The sequence below is a fragment of the Aminobacterium sp. UBA4987 genome (genome assembly GCF_002396985.1).
GTDB classification, from domain to species: Bacteria; Synergistota; Synergistia; order Synergistales; family Aminobacteriaceae; genus Aminobacterium; species Aminobacterium colombiense.
Window position 1 is genome coordinate 31798 of sequence record NZ_DGZF01000005.1, and the last position, 19341, is coordinate 51138.

Here is a 19341-nt window from a genome sequence, read left to right on the forward strand (position 1 = left end):
AAGACCTCCGTTCTAAACAGTAGTTTATATAATCGCAAAATTATGTTTCAGAGTTTATAGGGAGTATGGTAGCAGAAAAGCCTTACATGTCAAGAAAATCTGTATTGAGGTGATGGTAATGTTTTGGGAATCTCTTTTAAATGCTCGCGCTCACAGATTGCAACCCTCAGGGATACAGGAAATGATGGTTTATGCTTCCCGCCCCGGTGCGATATCCTTTGCGGCAGGCCAGCCATCTGAAGATCTCTATCCCATAGAAGAGATAACTCATGGCTTCGAAGAGGCCATGAAGGATACCTCGGTTCTTGCTTATCCTTATACAGAAGGAGACTCCATGCTTCGCCAGTGGATTTCGAACTGGATGGTAGAGGAAGGCCTCGCATCTTCAGCTCCTGGATCGGAACGTATTCTCCTCACCACAGGCTCTCAGGAAGGACTAAACATCATCTCCCAGCTTTTCTTGAAGGACGGGGATGTGGTGGTTGTTGAAAACCCTTCCTACCCGGAAGCCATGTTGACCTTCGGAAAAGAAGGGGTTCGGTTTGTCACTGTTTCAATGGATGAAGAAGGGCCTGTCGTTTCTGAACTTGAAGCAGCTTTAGCGAAAGAAAAAGTGGCTTTTTTCTACACCATCCCTACCTTTCAAAACCCATCGGGACACAGCACTTCTCTGGCGAGAAAAAAAGAGATATTGTCTCTCTTAAAAAAATACAACGTTGTGTTGGTGGAAGATGAACCTTACAGACAGCTATGGTTTGATGAGAAGCCGGCAAAAACATATTTTAGCTTGGCTAAAGAAGAGCCGGTTCTTTATCTAGGAAGCTTCTCTAAGATTATAGCGCCGGGGCTCCGTTGTGGATGGATGGTTTTGCCCCCCATCATTATGGAAAAGGCAGTACAACTTCGCCTGACCTTTGAGCTGGGAGTATCAGCCCTTTTGCAGAGGATGATCTTCTATGTAGTGTCACGGCGTAATTTTGAAGCTCATCTCAGCCACCTTCGCCATGAGTATAGAGAGCGAAGGGATGCTATGGCAGAAGCCATTTCAAAGCACTTGGCACCCTTGGGCTTTTCTTTTCCCACCCCCAAGGGAGGTTTCTTTTTTTGGGGAAGCCGGGATGGGTTGAATGGCACAGATTTTGCGCGCTTTGCGGCAAAAAATTTTGGCGTAGCCCTTATTCCAGGGGAAATCTTTTTTGCTCTTCCTCAGAAAGGACAGAACTTTGTTCGTTTTTCTTTTGCCAAGGTTGACAGGGAGGAAACGAATAAGGGGATGGAAAAGCTGGCAAAAGCTTTTAGAGAATTCTGTTAAAATAATCAATTCAGACATTATGTTGACGTTCTAAAGGGTGTTCGCTATAATACTACGCAATTATTAATTGAAAAGGCGATGAAGCAGGGTGCGGAATCAGCGCATCGTGATATCAGGGAGGAACGTTCAACAGACTGTAAAACGTTCTTATCACGGCTGAGAAGCTTAAAACCTGCTGAGCTGGGGCGGAAAGGATCTGTTTCCGGAGTACGTTTCCCGGGTGGCTTCCGTTATAAGGCCAGAGTGGGATACAAAAGTATCCAAGCAGGGTGGTACCGCGAGTTTTAAAGCTCGCCCCTTCGGGGGCGGGCTTTTTCTGTATTTAGAGGAGGAAGCAGGATGGGTTCATCGAAACATTTATTTTGGGATGGCTGCGACACGGTCCAGTTGGCGCAAAACTACGGAACACCGCTCTATGTGCTTTCTGAAACAGCAGTACGAGAACGGTGCCGTGAGGTAAAAAAAGATTTTCTTTGCAAGTATCCCGACACAAGAGCAGTTTATGCCAGTAAGGCATTCCTCACCATGGCAATGGTCCGCATTATAGCCAGTGAGGGGCTGGGGCTTGATGTAGTCTCTGGCGGGGAGATCTACACCGCCTATAGAGCTGGATTTCCTATGGAAAAAACAATTTTTCACGGTAATAACAAGACTCTGGAAGAACTGCAGCTGGCATTGGAAACTGGCGTGGGGAGAATCGTAGCTGATAGCGAATCCGAATTGGACATTATTGAAGATGCGGCCAGACGCAGAGGAAAGAGAGCAACGCTCCTTCTTCGTGTGGCACCAGGGGTTGATGCTGCGACCCATCAATATATGGCCACAGGGCATACAGCCTCGAAGTTTGGATTTCCTCTTGCTGGAGAATCAATAAGCCGGACGATACAACGCATTAAGGGCTCAGAAAATCTTGTTCTGAAGGGTTTTCACTTTCATGTGGGCTCTCAGCTTCAAAGCAACCGTTCCCATTGTCTAGCTGTAGATGCTTTGATAAAAGAAATGGTTTTGTTTTCCAGCGACCTTGGTTTTGTCACGGAAGAGTTGAATGTGGGGGGGGGCTATGGTGTTCCTGAGCATGAGGGAGAAGAACGCAAGCCGCTGAAATATTTTACCGAGGGTATCATGGAACGAGTGATAGCAGGATGCGAACAAGCTGGTATTCCTGTCCCCGCAATTATTATTGAGCCGGGCAGATGGATTGTTTCCGAGGCGGGCATTACTCTTTACAAGGTTGGAAGCATCAAGGAAATTCCAGGGGTTATGACTTATGTAAGCGTTGATGGGGGAATGACAGATAATCCAAGGCCTGCCCTTTACGGAGCGAAATATTGGGGAGTTGTAGCAAATAGAGCAGATGAGTTTGCTGGGAAGAAAGTGACAATAGTGGGGAAATGCTGTGAGTCTGGAGATGTGTTGATGAAAGATGTCATGGTTACAGATCAAATAACCCGTGGTGATATCCTTGCCGTTTTTAACACGGGCGCCTATAACTTCTCAATGGCAAACAATTATAACCGTTTGCCTAGGCCAGCGGTTGTCCTTGTTAGAGAGGGCAACGCCTATGTGATAGTGAATCGTCAAAACTATGATGACCTTCTTTCAGGGGAAATGATTCCAGATCACTTGCGGTAATTTTTAAGTGATGTTTATCATTTGCAAGGGGAGGTATGGTCATGTATGGGAGACGCAGCGGTAAAAAAATTCTGAACCTGACTATAATAGTGACATTAAGTCTGCTGGTTATGACAGGAATAGCCTGGGCGACTGAAGGAGAGGCCAAACCAGATTTCGGCATTCTCTCTCTGTTGCCGCCGCTCATTGCCATAGGGCTCTGCATCTTTACGAAGGAGGTTATTCCATCGCTGTTTATTGGAGCGTGGTTTGCCGGAACCATGGTGGCAGGGTGGAATCCCATCTTAGGATTTGGAAAGGCAGTAGGGCTGGTGGCAGATAACCTGGGAGATCCCTGGGGGGCTCGGATAGTTCTCACAAGCCTTGTCATGGGCGGTCTGGTAGGTATTATGCAGATTGGTGGAGGGATCGAGGCCATAGTCCGTTGGATCACTAAAAAGATTCAGAGCGTCAGAGGTGCAATGTTCGTTACAGAACTGGCAGGATTCATTATTTTCTTTGAAGACTACGTAAATAGCCTCGTGGTGGGCACGACCATGAGCCCCATAACAGATCGTTACCGCATTTCTAAAGAAAAACTTTCATATATTGTCGATTCTACTTCAGCGCCCATTGCCTGTATTGCCGGCATTTCTTCGTGGGTTGCCTATATGGTGGGACAAATTGGCACTCAGTTCAATGCTCTTGGAATAGGTTACTCACCCTATCTCGCCTATCTGCGGTCTATTCCCTACGTTTTCTATAATATTATTGCTCTCGTTCTTTTAACCTTCGTAATCTATACGGAAAGGGATATGGGCCCCATGCTCCATGCAGAGCGAAGAGCCAGACAAACAGGCAAGGTGCTGCGAGAAGGGGCGAAACCCCTCATCGTTACAAGCCATGCGAATTTTGAGCCCAGTGAGGAAACGCCGAGACGTGTCATCAACTTTTTAGTTCCTCTCGGATTTATGGTGGGGTTAATCTTCCTCATGCTTGTAGTTACGGGAGGATGGCCCAGTGTTTCTTTAGCCACAGCTATTGGAGAGGGAGATAGCTCTCAGGCTTTGGTATTGGGATCTTTCGGTTCGGTATTCCTCACTCTAGTTTTCTTCAGGGCTCAGAAGCTTGCTACATGGAACCGTCTCTTTGCCGGATTCATGCAGGGTATGAACTCAATATTCTTTGGCACCCTGATTCTGATCTTTGCCTGGGCCATAGGGTCAGCTATAAAAGAAGTGGGAACTGCTCAATATATTGTCAGGATAGCTGGGAATGTTCTCTCTCCTGCGTGGATTCCCTTGCTTACATTCTTTACAGGGGCAATAATTTCCTTCTGTACAGGGACATCCTATGGGACCATGGGAGTCCTCATGCCCATAGTTATTCCTCTTGTCTACAATGTTACCTCGGTTCACGATGCGGGGTTCATCGAAATACTCCTGCCCACCATCGGAGCCGTTTTTGCGGGAGCCGTTTGGGGAGACCATTGCAGTCCGATATCCGATACGACTATCATGAGTTCCATGTTCAGCGGCGCTGATCACGTAGACCACGTTAATTCACAGATGCCTTATGCCGTTGTAGCAGCTGCAGGTACTGTGGCGGGCTATATCTTTATTGGTTTTGGCCTTCCAGTGCTTTTCTCCCTTATTCTTGGTGCTATTACTACATGCCTCCTCTTTTACTTTGTTTCTCAACCAATAGAAGTGAAAGCCTGAGTTTTTACTGACGCTAACGATTGAAAGGTACGATACAATAAAGGCAGGGGCATTTTGCCCCTGCCTTTTTAATGCAAAATACGAGGTGTAGATTATGTTAGAATTTACTAAAATGCAGGGGAACGGCAATGATTTTATTGTTATTGATAACAGGGGCGGGAGCATGACGTCCTCCGATCTTTCCAGATTAGCGGCGAGCATCTGTGAACGCCGCCAGTCTGTAGGTGCAGACGGACTGCTCGTCGTAGAAAGGTCTGAGCGGGAAAATTTTACAATGCGGCTTTTTAATAAGGACGGTTCCGAGGGAGAAATGTGCGGCAATGGAGCTCGTTGTATTGCTCGCTACGCATGGGAAAAGAAAATAGCAGGAGAGAAAATGTCCTTTCAAACCCTGGCGGGACCTATTTACGGGGTGGTGACCGCTCCTTTTGTGGAGCTTGATATGGGAGAAACCAATCTATCTCAGGGTTTTTGGGGACAAAGCCTGAAAGTAGAAGGAGAAACATTCCCTTTCGTTTACCTTGTAGTAGGTGTGCCCCACTGTATCTTGTTTGTTGACAACCTTGAAGACTTTTCCCAGGACTCATTACGGGATATTGGGAGAACTGTTCGATATGATACCCATCGTTTTCCCAAAGGAACAAACGTGAATTTTGTTCAAAGGTCAGGGGAAAGGACTCTCAAAGTTGTGACCTACGAGCGGGGAGTGGAAGATTTGACCCTTTCATGCGGCACAGGGTCGACTGCATCTGCCATAGCTGCATCCATAGTTTGGGAAATGGCAGCTCCTATACAAGTACAGAACCCAGGGGGGGATAATTGGGTTACCGTTTCATTTGATGAAACGCGAAGTATCTGCAAAACCTATCTAAAAGGGAAGACCGTCATGATAGCAGAAGGGAGGCTTTATGACGAAGCCTTGCCCAAGGATATAGAGTGAATGTTTTGTACTTCTTCGAGGGAGGTGTAATGAATGAAACGAAGCAGAAAAATGACCCTCGCGCTTTTTATAGCTATTGGTATCGTAGGGTTGCTTCTTATTATAGGAAGTATGAATGTAGGTGGAGATATAGTAAGACGGGAGGCTGCCAAAGCTGTTGCCGAGGTGCTTGGGGCTGATCTGACGATCCAGGGTGTGACAGGAAATCCTATACGGGGATATCGGCTCTCTGATATCTCCCTTAAAAAGAAAGAAGATGTATTGCTTTCTGCTGGCGCCCTTGGTGTGAAAGTAAATCTCATGTCGGTTTTTTCTGGGAAACCCCGTCTTTCCCAGGTGATCATCGACGGTGTAGAAGCAGATGGTGAAAAACTTGCCAGGGAAATCGCAGCCCTTGATTTGAAAGGAGAGGGAGGTGAGATTCCTGTTGAGGCAGTAGCCATTAGGGGTGGAAAGGTCCGAACCCCCTGGGGGGAAGCGTCTATTGCGAAAACAGACCTGGCCCTTAAAGCAGATAGTGTAAAAGCTGATCTTGATATTGCTATGAACAATGTCCCCATTAAAGGGCCAATCAATCTTAGGAAAGGTAAAGACGATCTTGAGTTGAAAGGTCTGGACCTTAAAGTTGGTGACGGCAGGATTAGCGCTAAAGGAACGATCCTACCCAGTCTTTCTTTGAAAGGAGAAATGGAGAAACTGGATGTGGGGCAGGTTGTCCAGTTTTGGCCCAAATTGCCTATGGATGGCTATAAAGGCCTCTTCTCCAGCACAATTTCTGTTGGGGGCCTATGGAATGATCCAGTTCTGGAAGGACACCTTTCCTTTTCCGGAACTTCTTTAGCGGGCTACCCGGTTCAGGCTATTGATAGCGACTGGAAGTACGGAGCCTTTAGACTGAGCCTCGAAAATTTAAAAGCAAAGGCCCTAGCTCTACCCCTTAGCGGTCGGGCAGCATTCGCTTTTGCTCCGGGAAAAGTCCCATCTATGGATATACTTATGGAGGGAAAGGATGCGTCCCTGGAGGAGCTTAAAGGTACAGTTCCTGCCTTGGCTTCAGTAAAAGGAAAGGTCGATTCTTTTTCAGTAGCGGTGAAAGGAACTCTTGCCGCCCTTTCCGGGAATATAGATTTGAAAGCCGATCAGGTCGAGGCTTATGGTCAGCAGCTCAAAAACACAGTCGCTCATGTGGCCTTTAAGGGGAGTGGCGCTACCATACAGGGGAGTTCATCACTTGAAGGCGGCTCTCTCGCCCTCAGTGGTTCTGTTGACCAGTTGCAGCGGGACCCTCGCCTTAACGTTCTTCTCAAAGCGCGGAGCATTGATGTGGGGAAATTTATAGCCTCTTTGCCTAAGCCGCCGAAGAGCACCCCTAAAGGTTCTGTCAGCGCTGATATAGGAGTGAAGGGATCTATGGCCGATCCGCGTGTTGACGGAACAGTTTGGTCAGATCGTATGGCCTATGGAGAAGAGGCTCTTAACGATCTTAATACCGCCTTTGTCTTCCACAAAGACAGGCTTACCCTATCTTCTGCCCGGGGTAGATGGAGAGATATCCCTATTACAGGGAAAGGAACCGTAGCAGGTGTGTCGAAGGCTGCCCCCTCATTAGATCTTTCTCTCCAGGCGGCAGGTGTGAACCCAGAAAATTTTGAATCCTTCTTCCCTGATCTCAAGAGCTATGAATTGCGCGGCAGCATTACTGCAGTTGCACAGGTAGGAGGTACTACAGCTGCTCCTGAGATAAAGCTCTCCATTCAATCTCCTCGCCTTAACTTTATGGAGCAGGGCCATGTGGCAAACCTCTCGCTGAGCACCGACCTTGCTCTAAAGGAAGGTGTGCCCAAAGAAGTGAACCTTGCCCTGAAAGCCGCAACTGCTGGATTCGCCGGTGTTGGGGCGGAAAATCTAACGGCGCGTATCGATGCCACAAAGGATGTTGTGACCCTTTCCCAGGCGAGAGCAAGTCTTGGAAAAGGCGAGATTGCTGGAACTGGAACGGTGAAGCTTCATCCCGAGGCTTCCGCAGATCTCGATCTTTCCTTTGAGATAAAAGAAGGAGACCTTGCCGCCATTGCCAAAGCAGGAAAACTGCCCTATAGCCTCGGTGGTTCCCTTAGCGGAAAAGCTTCAGTAAAGGGCAAATCTGACAATCCTTCAATTTCAGCTGACTTTTCTTCTCCTAAGGCAGTATTTTCAGGATTCACCTTCTCAAATCTAAGTGGAGCTTTGGAAGGGAATATGGAGAGGATGGCTCTAAAGAATTTCACAGCATCAGCTGGCGGAGGGACTATTACAACGTCAGGTTCCTTCAACCTGAAAAAAGAAGCCCCAGAAGCAATCTTATCTCTGACGGGGAAGGGGCTTGATGTTGCTTCTTTGACAGCGGGGCTTCCGGAAGCGGCTAAATTTAAGCCATCGGGAGCTTTTGATGTTAACTTCGATGGAACTATCGCAGGATCAGCTAGTGAGGGGAAGGGCGCCGTAACAGCTTCATCTCTTTCTATAGCTGGTCTTAAGATGACAAACATTTTCTATCCCTTTACCTTACAGGGGATGAATCTCTCTATTGCCAATGCTCATGCCAGCCTCTATGGAGGGACTGTGGCGGGGAAAGGGGACATGAACCTTGCTAAAGGAGCCTTTAGCCAGAATGTTACTGTAGAGAACGTGGATATGGACCCTCTGCTTCAGGATGCTACAGGAGGGCTTGAGGGGCACATCATGGGCAAGGCAAAGGGCAATATCTCCCTTACAGGCACCATGGCGAAGGGATTTGCCTTTAGTGGCAAGGGTGAGTTGCATGTGGGTGAAGGGGCTGTAACAGATTTCAAGGCAGTTAAAACAGCGGCATCTCTTTATGGACAGTCTTCCATTCGTTTTGCATCTGTGGAGGCTCCCTTCAGACTTGAAACAAAGCGAGTTATTCTAGAAAATGGAAAGGCTACTGCATTTCCGGAAGATTCCCTGTACAAATTCCTCAAGGCCTCTGGTCCTATAGGATTCGATACTACATTGGCCCTTCAGTGTCAGGGTAATGTCAATATCCAGGTATTGAATGCCCTCTTCGGGGGAGTGGCTGGAGCCCTTGGGGCAGGAACTGCCACATCCCTTGAAGACATACTTAAAGGGGCCCTTACCGGGGCAAAATCCGGCCTGGAAAAGGCTGATTTCAGGGATGTATCTTTTAACATGGGTGGAACCATTGAGAAGCCGTCTGTTTCCAATGTTAAAATAGCACCGGCACCTCAGGACATACAACAGACAACTCCTTCAGGCACTGCACCGACAGCGGTGGAAGAAGCGACGGCTCCTCCCAAGGAAGCGACAGGCGAAACTCAGAAAAAGCCCGAAAACTTACTGGAAGGCGTTATTCAAGAGGGCCTGAAAAATATATTGAAAAAGGAATAAGAAATGATCTTGAATATATAGCAGGACAAGAGGCGATAGAACCTTCTATCGCCTCTTGTTTTCAAGGGTTCGATGGTAGAGATCCTGATAGAGTTGTGAAGAAACTTTCCAGGAGAAATCCTTGGACATTCCACGTTTTACGATGCCATCCCAACGAAAAGGGTCACGGTAGGCGTTGATGGCCCTTCGCACTCCTTTCAGAAGAGCTTCTGTAGTATAGGGTATAAAGGTAAAGCCATAGCCATCAGGGTGATCATCAGCATCTCGTACGGTATCAGCCAGTCCTCCTGTTTCTCTTACAACAGGTACTGTTCCGTATTGGAGAGCGATGAGCTGTGTTAAGCCGCAGGGTTCAAAAAGGGATGGCATAATGAGCATATCTGATCCTGCATAGGCAAGATGGGAAAATTCTTCATGGAACCCGTGTTTAAAGGCAAAATTGTCTGGGTGGCTATCTGCTGCTTCGTAAAGAGCTGATGTAAAAATTGGATTGCCACTTCCAATGAAGAGGAAGCGGATCCCTATTTCCCGCAAAGCGTCAAGGGCTGGCAGCAGAATATCGTAACCCTTCTGCATAGTCAGTCGGCTTATGGAAAGAAAAATGGGAGCCATGTTATCTTTCCATCCTAAATGTTGTAGAAGCACGGAGCGGCAGTGTTTCTTCCCTTCTAAGTTCTCTGCTGAAAAGGGAAAGGGAATATAAGGATCGTGGACGGGAGACCAGCCTGGGTCAAGGCCGTTCAGAACGCAGTGAAGCTTGCTTTTTTCCTTTCGGAGAACGCCATCAAGACCATACCCCATCTCCGGGGTCAGTATTTCTTTCCCATATCTGGAACTAACGGTTGTGATACAGTCTGACGTTATAAGAGCCCCTTTTAGAAGATTTACATGGCCGTAAAATTCCAGCCCGTCGATAGTAAAGGACCGCGTGTCGATGCCCCACTCATCAAGAACATGAAAAGGAAAGATGCCCTGATGAGCTACATTGTGGATTGTAAAAAACGTCATTGGGCGAGGATTTTTATCCCTATAGAATCTATGCCACTTCAGACTGATTGGGACCAGCGCGGAAGGCCAATCGTGACAATGAATAATATCTGGGGCCCATCGGTTCTTTTGCTCCAGGTCCAGGGCTGAAAAAGAAAAAAATGCGAAGGGCAGAGCGCTTTCACCTGTGAGTTCTTCTGGGTATATGGGCAGGTTCTCGAAGAGATCACTGTTTTCTAAAATATAAATAGGAACATCATCAATAATTGTCTTCCATATCTTGCTGCTCATAACGTGCCATTGTAGGGAAATATGCAGAAGTGGAGGAAGACGGACCAGATTGCTCCCCAGTTCATTCGCTTTATCAAGAACTCCAGGCCAGGCTGGGGTTACGATCCTGGCATCGATACCAAGCTTGCGGAGGGCTTTGGGCAAAGAACCGGCTACATCTCCCAGGCCTCCGACTTTAGATAGGGGAGCTACTTCACTGGCAACATGCAACACTTTCATGTGGAAGGCACCTCCTTCATCCTATGGAAGATGGTTATATCCCACGAAATTTGACTCCATAAGCCTTTTCGCAATATTCTGCTACAACTCGGTGAGTATGAAAATAACTTCCATTCATAGCAATGGCGTTTTTCATCATAGTATGCCAGTGTCCCCTGTCGTTGTAGTAGGCGGGGATTATTTTTTTCTCAAGTTTTTCGTAAAGGTCAAGGGCATCTTTTGATTCATCGTAGGAATGAAGATCGGTATCGCTGGGAGTGGGGCCGATAGCCCACCCTGTTACATCTTCAATCCATCCTTCAATCCACCAGCCATCAAGCACAGAAAAATTCATTACGCCATTGATAGTGCATTTCATTCCGCTCGTTCCCGACGCTTCTCGCGGCCTGAGAGGGGTGTTAAGCCAGACATCTACCCCTTGGGTAATAAGCCGACCAAGTTCCATGGTCTGGTTTTCTAGGTATACCATGGGTATAGAGTCTTTGATTTTATCTGACGTATTAATGATCTTTTGAATGAGGGCTTTCCCACCATCATCTTTAGGATGGGCTTTTCCTGAAAACACAAGTTGTATTTTGCCCCCTCCAATTTCTATAAGTTTCTTAAGATTCGAGAAAATAAGGTCCGCTCGTTTGTAAGTAGCTGCCCGTCTGGCAAAACCTATGGTCAGGACATCAGATTGCAGCGGAACTCCCGTTTCTTCCAGAATGTAGGCAAAGAGTCTCATCTTTGAGGCCTGATGTACAGCCCATAGATCTTCAGAGGGGAGGGAGAGAGCCTGAATAAGACGAGCTGGATCATTTTCCCAGCCGGGGATATGCCGGGATAGAAGTTTTCTCATCCCCGGGCTGACCCATGTGGTAGGGTGAATTCCATTAGTGACGCTTTGAATAGTAGGCGCGCTGAAAAGTTTACGGCTCACTTCGGCATGTTTTTTAGAAACACCATTTACAAAGCGGCTGTATCGAAGTCCAAGTTCAGTCATGGAAACCCCTTCAGAAGGAATCATTCGTTTCAGTGTTGCCAAAGCATCGGAGGACATGATCTTTTCTATGAGGTCGTATTTAAAAAAATCGTGCCCAGCCGCGACAGGAGTATGGGTGGTAAACACCACATGTTCTCTCACTTTTTCAGGATCGTAGTACCCCATCTCCCTCATTAGCTCCAGCGTAAGAAAACCAGCATGGCCTTCGTTGAGATGAAAAGTTTCAATATTGTTATATCCCAGGTCTCTGAGCATTCGAAGGCCTCCAACTCCAAGAACAATTTCCTGGCAAAGGCGATAGAGGTTATCCCCTCCGTAGAGATACCAGGAGAGCTGACGATCTTCGGGGTGGTTGGACTCTATGTCTGTGTCTAGAAAGTAAATGGGGATGGAATATCCTGAAAGACCTGAAAGTTCATAGACCCATGTCCGTATATGCACATCCCTGTTTTTGATAGCGACAGAAACTTTGTTGGGAAGAAGGGTGAGTTCCTGTTCTGGTTGCCATAGGGCAGGTTTCTCTATTTGCCACTTTTCTTTGTTAAACTCCTGTTCAAAATACCCCTTTCTATAGAGGAGAGTGGTTCCGATCATGGGAACACCCAGATCAGCAGCGCTTTTAAGGATATCACCTGCCAGAATCCCCAGCCCCCCTGCATATGTGGGTATGGAGGTTTTAATGCCCACTTCCATAGAAAAATAAGCAACGGTACGAAAAGAGGGATCTTGTTCTAGAAGGTCTTGAAGTGACCTCCCTAAACTGCTCTGGGGGTGAAATAGCATGGTAAATCACCTTCTTCCTTCATAATCTTCCATAAGTTTTCATAAGAGAATGAAGAGATGAAGCAAGATCTTCAGTAAGCGCCTTTTCATCAGCCATCCATTGCCAGTTCCCTTCTAATGTGGAAGGTTTGTTGATCCGCCCCTCGCCTCCAATGTTGAGATAGTCCTGAAGAGGTATTACGGCTCGTTCTGCCACTGACATAAGGGCCATTCTGGTCAGGACAGTCGCGGCATTATCTCGGGTAAAAGGCATGTTCATATAGCGGCTTACCCTTTCCTTATCCTGGGGAGACCCTTCATCGTCGAACCATCCCCGTACAGTGTTGTTATCATGGGTTCCAGTATAAACAATGTTGCGAGGCTCGTGGTTATGTAAAATGTAAGGATTACGGGGCATTGATTCATCAAAGGCGAAAAGTAGAACGAGCATGCCGGGAAGATCGTATTTCTTCATGGCGCGGGTTATATCTGGCGTAATAATACCAAGATTCTCTGCGAGAAAAGGCATTGAAGGAAAGTTTTTTTCAAGGGCTGAGAAAAAGGAATCGCCAGGGCCTTCCTCCCATCTTCCATAAATAGCGGTCTTTTCTGTATAAGGAATTGCCCAATACTCCAAAAAACCTCGAAAATGATCAAGACGTATCATGTCATATAATTGCAGGGAGTGAGCGATCCTTTTAAGCCACCAGTGAAATTCCATTCCTTTGGCATAATCCCATCGGTAGAGGGGGTTTCCCCACCGTTGTCCGGTAGAACTAAAATAATCAGGGGGGACGCCCGCAACAGCCTTGGGTGTCAGATCTCTGTCTAGTTGAAACATTTCAGGGTGACTCCACACATCAGCACTTTCATAGCTGACATAAATGGGAAGGTCGCCGATGAGCTGTATTCCACGATCCAGGCTATGTTTCCGCAACCGCTGAATCTGAGTAAAGGCTTCATATTGAATAAAGACGGTAAAGAGAATATGATCTTTTTCTTCTGATCTAACAGTGTCAAGAGCGACTTTATCCCTAATCTTAAGGGATGAGGGCCACGTGTTCCACCTATCGTCACCCATGCGGCAGCTTATAGCTGAAAAAAGAGAAAAATCATCAAGCCACCATGCCTGTCCTTCCCAAAAACGATAGAGAGGGTCTGTATTTGTTCTACTCATAAAACGTTGAAAGGCCTTTTTTAGAAGGGGCATCTTGATTTTTTTAGCAGCAGAATAATCAACTCTCCCAGAAGAAACTCTGTTAAGGGAGGAGATTTCCTTGTTGCTTATGAGTTCTTCTTCTGCTAAATCTTCAATGCTGATGAGAAGGGGGGAGCATGCGAAGGCAGAAATGCTGTCATAAGGCGAGTTTCCGAGAATTTCTTTAGTACACGTCAATGGAAGCATTTGCCAACAGTTTTGTCCGGCAGCTGCGAGCCAGTCAACAAAATTTCTGGCCCTTACTCCGATGTCACCAATAGCCCATGGGGAAGGAAGAGAAAAAACCGGCAGTAAAATTCCGCTTTGTCTGATCATCTCTTCCCCTCCTTTTTTATTTTCTGGTATGGACATTCTACACCACAGAAGGTCGAGATTGTTATAATTGAAGAAATTATTTCTATTCACCTTGCAAAGGAGGCGTGTTATGAAGAACTTTAAAGTTTGTCCGTCTCTTTTTTCAGATCTTGACACGTACCTCTTTAAAGAGGGGACCCATCTCAAATTGTACGAAAAAATGGGTGCTCATCCGTTATGCAGTGGCGAAACACAAGGGGTTTACTTTGCTCTCTGGGCTCCTAACGCATCCCAGGTTTCTGTTATCGGTGATTTTAATCTGTGGAATCCTGAGGCAGCCCCGTTGTCTTGCCGGCCTGATGAAAGCGGTATTTGGGAAGGATTTGTTTCGTCCGCTTTTATAGGGGACCGTTATAAATACCGTGTTGTTTCAAAGAGAGGGGAAGCTTTTGATAAAGGAGATCCCTTTGCTTTCGCCTGGGAGGAACTTCCAGGCACGGCATCTATTATTGCATCCCTTCATTATCAATGGAACGATCATTTATGGGCAGAAAAAAGGAAGAAGACGAATTGGTTTTCTTACCCTCTTTCTATATACGAAGTTCATTTAGGTTCCTGGATGAGAAAAGAAGGAAAGTTCCTTTCCTATCGGGAAATAGCAGAACAGTTGACCTCTTATTTGAAAAAAATGGGATTTACAGCCGTAGAGATCATGCCTCTGATGGAGCACCCTTTTTATGGCTCCTGGGGGTATCAGATAACAGGTTTTTTTGCTCCTACAAGCCGTTACGGTTCTCCTCAGGATCTCATGTTCCTTATCGACACTCTTCATCAGGCCGATATCGCTGTTTTTCTTGATTGGGTGCCCTCCCATTTCCCCTCAGATGAGCATGGTCTTGCTTATTTAGATGGAACGGCTTTATTCGAACATGCTGATCCGCGCCAGAAGATACATCCTGAATGGCGAAGCTATATCTTCAATTATGGTCGTACGGAAGTCCGTGAGTTTCTCATCAATAGCGCCCTTTTCTGGCTTGACTACTATCATGTGGATGGCCTTCGCTTTGATGGTGTGGCCTCTATGCTCTACCTTGATTATGCAAGAAAAGAGGGGGAGTGGGTACCCAACAGGTACGGAGGCCGTGAAAACATAGAGGCCGTGTCTTTTCTCAGGCGCCTCAACGAAGCGGCACATCTCTGTTTCCCCCATATCGTTACAATAGCGGAGGAATCCTCTGCATGGCCGCTTGTTACCCGCCCCTCCTACGTGGGCGGACTGGGATTTGGGATGAAGTGGAATATGGGCTGGATGCACGATATATTGAAATACATGGAACTTGATCCATTGTACCGTCAGTATCATCATAACGATCTTACTTTTAGTCTTATGTACGCTTTTTCTGAGAACTATGTCTTGCCTTTTTCTCATGATGAGGTGGTGTATGGGAAAAGATCATTGCTTGAGAAAATGCCAGGGACTCTATGGCAGAAATTTGCACAGCTTCGTTTGCTTCTAGGCTTTATGTACGCCCATCCAGGGAAAAAACTCTTGTTTATGGGAAGTGACATTGCTCAGAGGGCGGAATGGAATCACGAGGAGTCTCTTCACTGGAATCTTCTTAAAGACCCTTTTCATAGTGGAATGCAGCTGTGGGTCCGGGATATAAATAGAGTATATTTCGAGGAGAAGGCTCTTCATGAAAAAGATTTTTCATCAGAAGGGTTTCAATGGATTGATTGCTCAGACAGTAAAGCAAGTGTTTTGGGTTTTATTCGAAGAGATGGAGAAGAGGGGAAGGTGCTGGCTGTTTTCAACTTTACCCCTGTAGTTCGCCACAACTACCTTGTTGGTGTTCCTGAAGCGGGCTATTGGCGCGAATTGCTTAATAGTGACGGAGAAATATATGGAGGAATGGGAGAAGGGAATATGGGAGGGAAAGAAGCGATGGAGGAACCTTTGCAGCGTCAGCCCTGCTGTCTGTCGTTGACCCTTCCGTCTTTTGGCGCCCTTTTTTTCAGAAAAGAGGGATAGGACAATGAAATACGTTTGTGTGCACGGTCATTTTTATCAGCCGCCAAGGGAAAATCCGTGGCTTGGAGATGTGGAGCTTCAGGAATCAGCAGCTCCCTGGCATGATTGGAATGAACGGATTACAGCGGAGTGCTATGCTCCAAATATGGCGGCGAGAATTCTTGGCGAAGATGGAAAGATTGTCAAAATCATCTCGAATTATGAGCGAATGAGCTTTAATGTTGGGCCAACACTTTTGCAGTGGATGGAAAGGCACGCTCCTGAAACATATGATGGATTGCTTGAAGCTGACCATCGGGGGAAGGAACGGTTTTCAAATCACGGACCGGCTTTGGCCCAAGTCTACAACCATATGATTATGCCCCTGGCATCGAAGAGGGACAAAATTACCCAGGTCCTTTGGGGACTTCAGGATTTTTCCAGCCGTTTTGGCAGATTCCCTGAAGGGATGTGGCTCCCAGAAACCGCAGTGGATATAGAAACGTTAGAAGTGCTGGCTTCAGAAGGCCTTCGCTTCACCATATTGGCCCCCCACCAGGCGAAAGCATGGAAAATGATCAGCGAGTCCTGGTGGCATGAAACGGACCAGAGGCCTATGGAGACGTGTTATCCTTATCTTTGCAACCTCCCTTCAGGGCGAAGTTTGGCAATCTTTTTCTACGATGACCTTTTGGCCAGGGACATAGCTTTTGGCCCTCTCCTGAAGAACGGAGCCCTTTTGGCTCAGCGGCTGCTTTTGTCCATAGAGAAAAACAGTGAAGAAAACCCTCTTGCCCATGTTGCAACAGATGGAGAAACCTTTGGACATCACCATAAATATGGCGATATGGCTTTAGCCTGGTGTCTCGATCATATAGAACACGGGGAGAATGCAAGGCTTACAGTCTACGGAGAATACCTTGAAAAATTTCCGCCCCGACGGGAAGTGCAGATTCGGCAAAACACGTCGTGGAGTTGCGTCCACGGCGTTAAGCGATGGTATGAGGATTGCGGCTGCCATAGCGGCCTCCATCCCGGCTGGAATCAAAAATGGCGTCAGCCTTTGCGGACTGCCCTGGACTGGCTGCGAGAAAAGATTGATGGTTTTTATGAAAAGGAAGGGGCTTTCCTTTTTTCTGATCCCTGGGAAACAAGGGATCTTTATGTACAGTGCTTTTTCTATGATTCCACGACGGGACGCCATGAGTTTCTTAGGTCATCTTCTCTCCGGAATTTGTCCACTGAAGAAAAAGTGAGGGCTTTGAAGCTCCTTGAGATGGAGAGAAGCGCCATGTTTATGTATACTAGCTGTGGCTGGTTCTTCGATGAGATATCCGGGCTGGAGGCCCTTCAAATTCTTTTATATGCGTACCATGCCTTGACCAGTCTGGAAGAATTGTCAGGAGAAAAGATCAAAGACGATTTTATTGACCTCCTTGAAAGGGCACCAAGCAACATCGAGGAATTCAAAAACGGGGGCAGGATCTTTGATTTCTTCGTGGCCCCTTCCCATGTTGACTTTTTGAGGGTTGGAGGCCATTATGCTGTACAGGCTCTTTTTCAGGAAAAGGTAACAGAGAGTGAATCTTTTTCCCTTTACAACTACCGGATTAAACCTGAACGATCGTTATTTCTTGAAGAAGGCAGAGAAAACCTTGTTATGGGAGAAGCCTTTCTTTCTCATGTTTTGACAGGGGAAGATAAGCGTGTTTTCTTTTCCGCCTGTCATAGAGGGGGCCATAAAGTTCTCTGCGGAGTGAGGGCTGCTTCTGACCAGGAAGAGATATCAACATGGAAACGGTCTATTCAAACTCATTTTCCTCAAGAGATAGAAAGTGTTTTCGTAGAACTCTTTGGCCATAGGACCTATTCTCTTCGCCACCTTTTTAAAGACGGACAACGTCAGATCATGCATTTTGTCATGGAGAGAGATGTGGCCCGCATTGAAAATTACCTGAAAAGCGTTGTGCGTGATTACGACGACCTCCTTTCCTTTATGGGTCTTATACGCATGCCGCTGCCCGAAGCATTATCAGGGGCGGCGGAAGTTGTCCTGAACGGGGATTTGCGAAGAATCATCTGGGAAGCCGAACCAGATCTGGAGCAGGTAGAAAAACGTCTTGACCAGGCTTTTGCCTGGCAGGTAGAGATCAATATAGGTGAGCTTCAGCACCATCTCCGCGGCAGGATAGAGAAAGAAATGGCTTTTCTATCAGAGCAGGCGGAGAGGAATTTGCAACAAGGATACCTGGTACGAATCGAGAAGATGCTGGGATTCATACGGCGTCGTCATTGGGATGTAAACCTCTGGAAGGCTCAGAATATCTATGCTTCAATTTCTGACCCCAACATACTTGAACACCCTGTTTTCAAACATATAGGCAACCTTCTCAATATGAGGCTTGGGTTGCATAAGTAAGCTAGATAGCACGAGTATTGGAAGGTGAATAATGATGGTGAGGAGAGAGCGTTTGAAGTTTTGTAAACGTGTTGTTATAAAGGTAGGGACAAGCACAGTTACCCACTCCACAGGAAAACTGAATCTGCTTCGTATGGAGACCCTGGCGCGGGAGATTGCAGATCTGCAAAGCAGCGGTCGTGAAGTGTGTCTCATCAGTTCAGGGGCCGTTGGAGCTGGTGTTGGCAAAATCAATTTCCCCGACAGGCCCAAGACCCTTCCGGAAAAGCAGGCTCTCGCCGCCATTGGACAGGGCCGGCTTGTCCACATGTATGAAAAGTTCTTTTCAGAATATGGGAAGACTGTTGCTCAGGTCTTGCTGACCAGGGATGTTTTTTCAAATCGCCTTCGGTATCTTCATGCCCGTCATACGTTGTCGACCCTTTTTGATTTTGGGGTCATTCCTATAATCAACGAGAATGATACAGTGGCAGTCGATGAAATAAAGTTTGGAGATAACGATACACTTTCAGCAATGCTTGCCTGTCTTATTGATGCGGATCTTTTGATCATCCTCTCTGATATTGACGGCCTTTTTAGTGACGATCCTAGAATTAATCCTGAAGCAAGACTTCTCCCTTTGGTGGAAGAAGTGTCTAAGGATCTCCTCGCCCGCTCACGCACCAAGGGGAGCAAACTCTCCAGCGGTGGGATGTTCACAAAACTTGCAGCTGCACGTATCGTTATGACTTCTGGTATTCCTATGATCATTGCCAACAACAAGGAGCCCAATATTTTACGTCGGCTTCTTGATGGTGAAGAGCTTGGGACACTCTTTATCCCATCCGGGTCGCCCGTTCAGGCGAGAAAACAGTGGATTGCCTTTGGCAGCTCTCCCCACGGCCGAATTGTCATCGATGATGGGGCAGCAGAGGCTATTCGAAAAAGGGGCAAAAGCCTTCTGCCGTCAGGTATCGTGAAGGTGGAGGGAAAGTTCTCCCGTGGTGAGGTTGTTTCAATTGTGGATCGAGACGAGGTCGAGATAGCTCGTGGAATGGTGAATTTTTCTTCAGACGAGATAGGGATCATTGCCGGCCATCATACTGATGAAATAGAAAAGCTTCTGGGAAGTACTGACTATGATGAAGTTGTCCATCGTAATAATTTAGCCCTGGTATAGAGG

11 protein-coding genes are annotated in these 19341 nt (G+C 46.8%); 8 read left to right on the forward strand and 3 right to left on the reverse strand.

Annotated elements, in window-relative coordinates; translation table 11 throughout:
* Positions 1–181: 181 nt before the first annotated feature.
* The 5 genes from B2U56_RS02360 (at position 182) to B2U56_RS02380 (ending at position 8992) form a co-directional block, all read left to right on the forward strand.
* Positions 182–1312, forward strand: a complete 1131-nt coding sequence (locus B2U56_RS02360) for a PLP-dependent aminotransferase family protein (protein ID WP_213700329.1) — start codon at positions 182–184, stop codon at positions 1310–1312.
* A gap of 339 nt (positions 1313–1651) precedes the next feature.
* A complete protein-coding gene (lysA, locus tag B2U56_RS02365; RefSeq protein ID WP_286952032.1) occupies positions 1652–2944 on the forward strand; it encodes a diaminopimelate decarboxylase in 1293 nt (430 codons plus the stop codon).
* 41 nt (positions 2945–2985) lie between these two features.
* Positions 2986–4644, forward strand: a complete 1659-nt coding sequence (locus B2U56_RS02370) for a Na+/H+ antiporter NhaC family protein (protein WP_286952033.1) — start codon at positions 2986–2988, stop codon at positions 4642–4644.
* A 94-nt stretch (positions 4645–4738) separates the two neighbouring features.
* Complete coding sequence (gene dapF / locus B2U56_RS02375; protein ID WP_286952035.1) at positions 4739–5584, forward strand: diaminopimelate epimerase; 846 nt, start codon at positions 4739–4741, stop codon at positions 5582–5584.
* A gap of 33 nt (positions 5585–5617) precedes the next feature.
* Positions 5618–8992 carry a hypothetical protein gene (locus tag B2U56_RS02380; RefSeq protein ID WP_286952037.1) on the forward strand — a complete coding sequence of 1125 codons (3375 nt, stop codon included), beginning with the start codon at positions 5618–5620 and terminating at the stop codon, positions 8990–8992.
* Between the two features lie 45 nt (positions 8993–9037).
* On the opposite strand, the gene B2U56_RS02385 is transcribed toward B2U56_RS02380, so the two are convergent.
* From B2U56_RS02385 to malQ, 3 genes are read right to left on the reverse strand one after another with little or no spacing between them, the layout of a single operon-like run.
* Complete coding sequence (locus B2U56_RS02385) at positions 9038–10489, reverse strand: glycogen synthase (protein ID WP_286952038.1); 1452 nt, start codon at positions 10487–10489, stop codon at positions 9038–9040.
* A gap of 34 nt (positions 10490–10523) precedes the next feature.
* Positions 10524–12257 carry an alpha-glucan family phosphorylase gene (glgP, locus tag B2U56_RS02390; RefSeq protein WP_286952040.1) on the reverse strand — a complete coding sequence of 578 codons (1734 nt, stop codon included), beginning with the start codon at positions 12255–12257 and terminating at the stop codon, positions 10524–10526.
* Positions 12258–12276: 19 nt separating this feature from the next.
* Complete coding sequence (gene malQ, locus B2U56_RS02395; RefSeq protein WP_286952042.1) at positions 12277–13770, reverse strand: 4-alpha-glucanotransferase; 1494 nt, start codon at positions 13768–13770, stop codon at positions 12277–12279.
* Positions 13771–13879: 109 nt separating this feature from the next.
* Here malQ and glgB point away from each other — a divergent pair, with 109 nt between their 5' ends.
* The 3 genes from glgB to proB are packed head-to-tail and all read left to right on the forward strand — an operon-like array spanning position 13880 to position 19338.
* On the forward strand, positions 13880–15781 hold the full coding sequence (glgB, locus tag B2U56_RS02400) for a 1,4-alpha-glucan branching protein GlgB (RefSeq protein ID WP_286952044.1): 1902 nt from the start codon (positions 13880–13882) through the stop codon (positions 15779–15781).
* Between the two features lie 4 nt (positions 15782–15785).
* The gene (locus tag B2U56_RS02405) at positions 15786–18179 is read left to right on the forward strand and encodes a DUF3536 domain-containing protein (RefSeq protein WP_286952046.1); all 2394 of its coding nucleotides are present in this window, start codon (positions 15786–15788) and stop codon (positions 18177–18179) included.
* A gap of 31 nt (positions 18180–18210) precedes the next feature.
* Complete coding sequence (gene proB / locus B2U56_RS02410; RefSeq protein ID WP_286952048.1) at positions 18211–19338, forward strand: glutamate 5-kinase; 1128 nt, start codon at positions 18211–18213, stop codon at positions 19336–19338.
* Positions 19339–19341: the final 3 nt, after the last annotated feature.

Bases quoted from the DNA above. Each gene is read 5' to 3' on its own strand.
- B2U56_RS02385 (WP_286952038.1), bottom strand. From the start codon at position 10,489: ATGAAAGTGTTGCATGTTGCCAGTGAAGTAGCTCCCCTATCTAAAGTC.
- lysA (WP_286952032.1), top strand. From the start codon at position 1,652: ATGGGTTCATCGAAACATTTATTTTGGGATGGCTGCGACACGGTCCAG.
- glgP (WP_286952040.1), bottom strand. From the start codon at position 12,257: ATGCTATTTCACCCCCAGAGCAGTTTAGGGAGGTCACTTCAAGACCTT.
- glgB (WP_286952044.1), top strand. From the start codon at position 13,880: ATGAAGAACTTTAAAGTTTGTCCGTCTCTTTTTTCAGATCTTGACACG.
- dapF (WP_286952035.1), top strand. From the start codon at position 4,739: ATGTTAGAATTTACTAAAATGCAGGGGAACGGCAATGATTTTATTGTT.
- B2U56_RS02380 (WP_286952037.1), top strand. From the start codon at position 5,618: ATGAAACGAAGCAGAAAAATGACCCTCGCGCTTTTTATAGCTATTGGT.
- B2U56_RS02405 (WP_286952046.1), top strand. From the start codon at position 15,786: ATGAAATACGTTTGTGTGCACGGTCATTTTTATCAGCCGCCAAGGGAA.
- malQ (WP_286952042.1), bottom strand. From the start codon at position 13,770: ATGATCAGACAAAGCGGAATTTTACTGCCGGTTTTTTCTCTTCCTTCC.
- B2U56_RS02360 (WP_213700329.1), top strand. From the start codon at position 182: ATGATGGTTTATGCTTCCCGCCCCGGTGCGATATCCTTTGCGGCAGGC.
- proB (WP_286952048.1), top strand. From the start codon at position 18,211: ATGATGGTGAGGAGAGAGCGTTTGAAGTTTTGTAAACGTGTTGTTATA.
- B2U56_RS02370 (WP_286952033.1), top strand. From the start codon at position 2,986: ATGTATGGGAGACGCAGCGGTAAAAAAATTCTGAACCTGACTATAATA.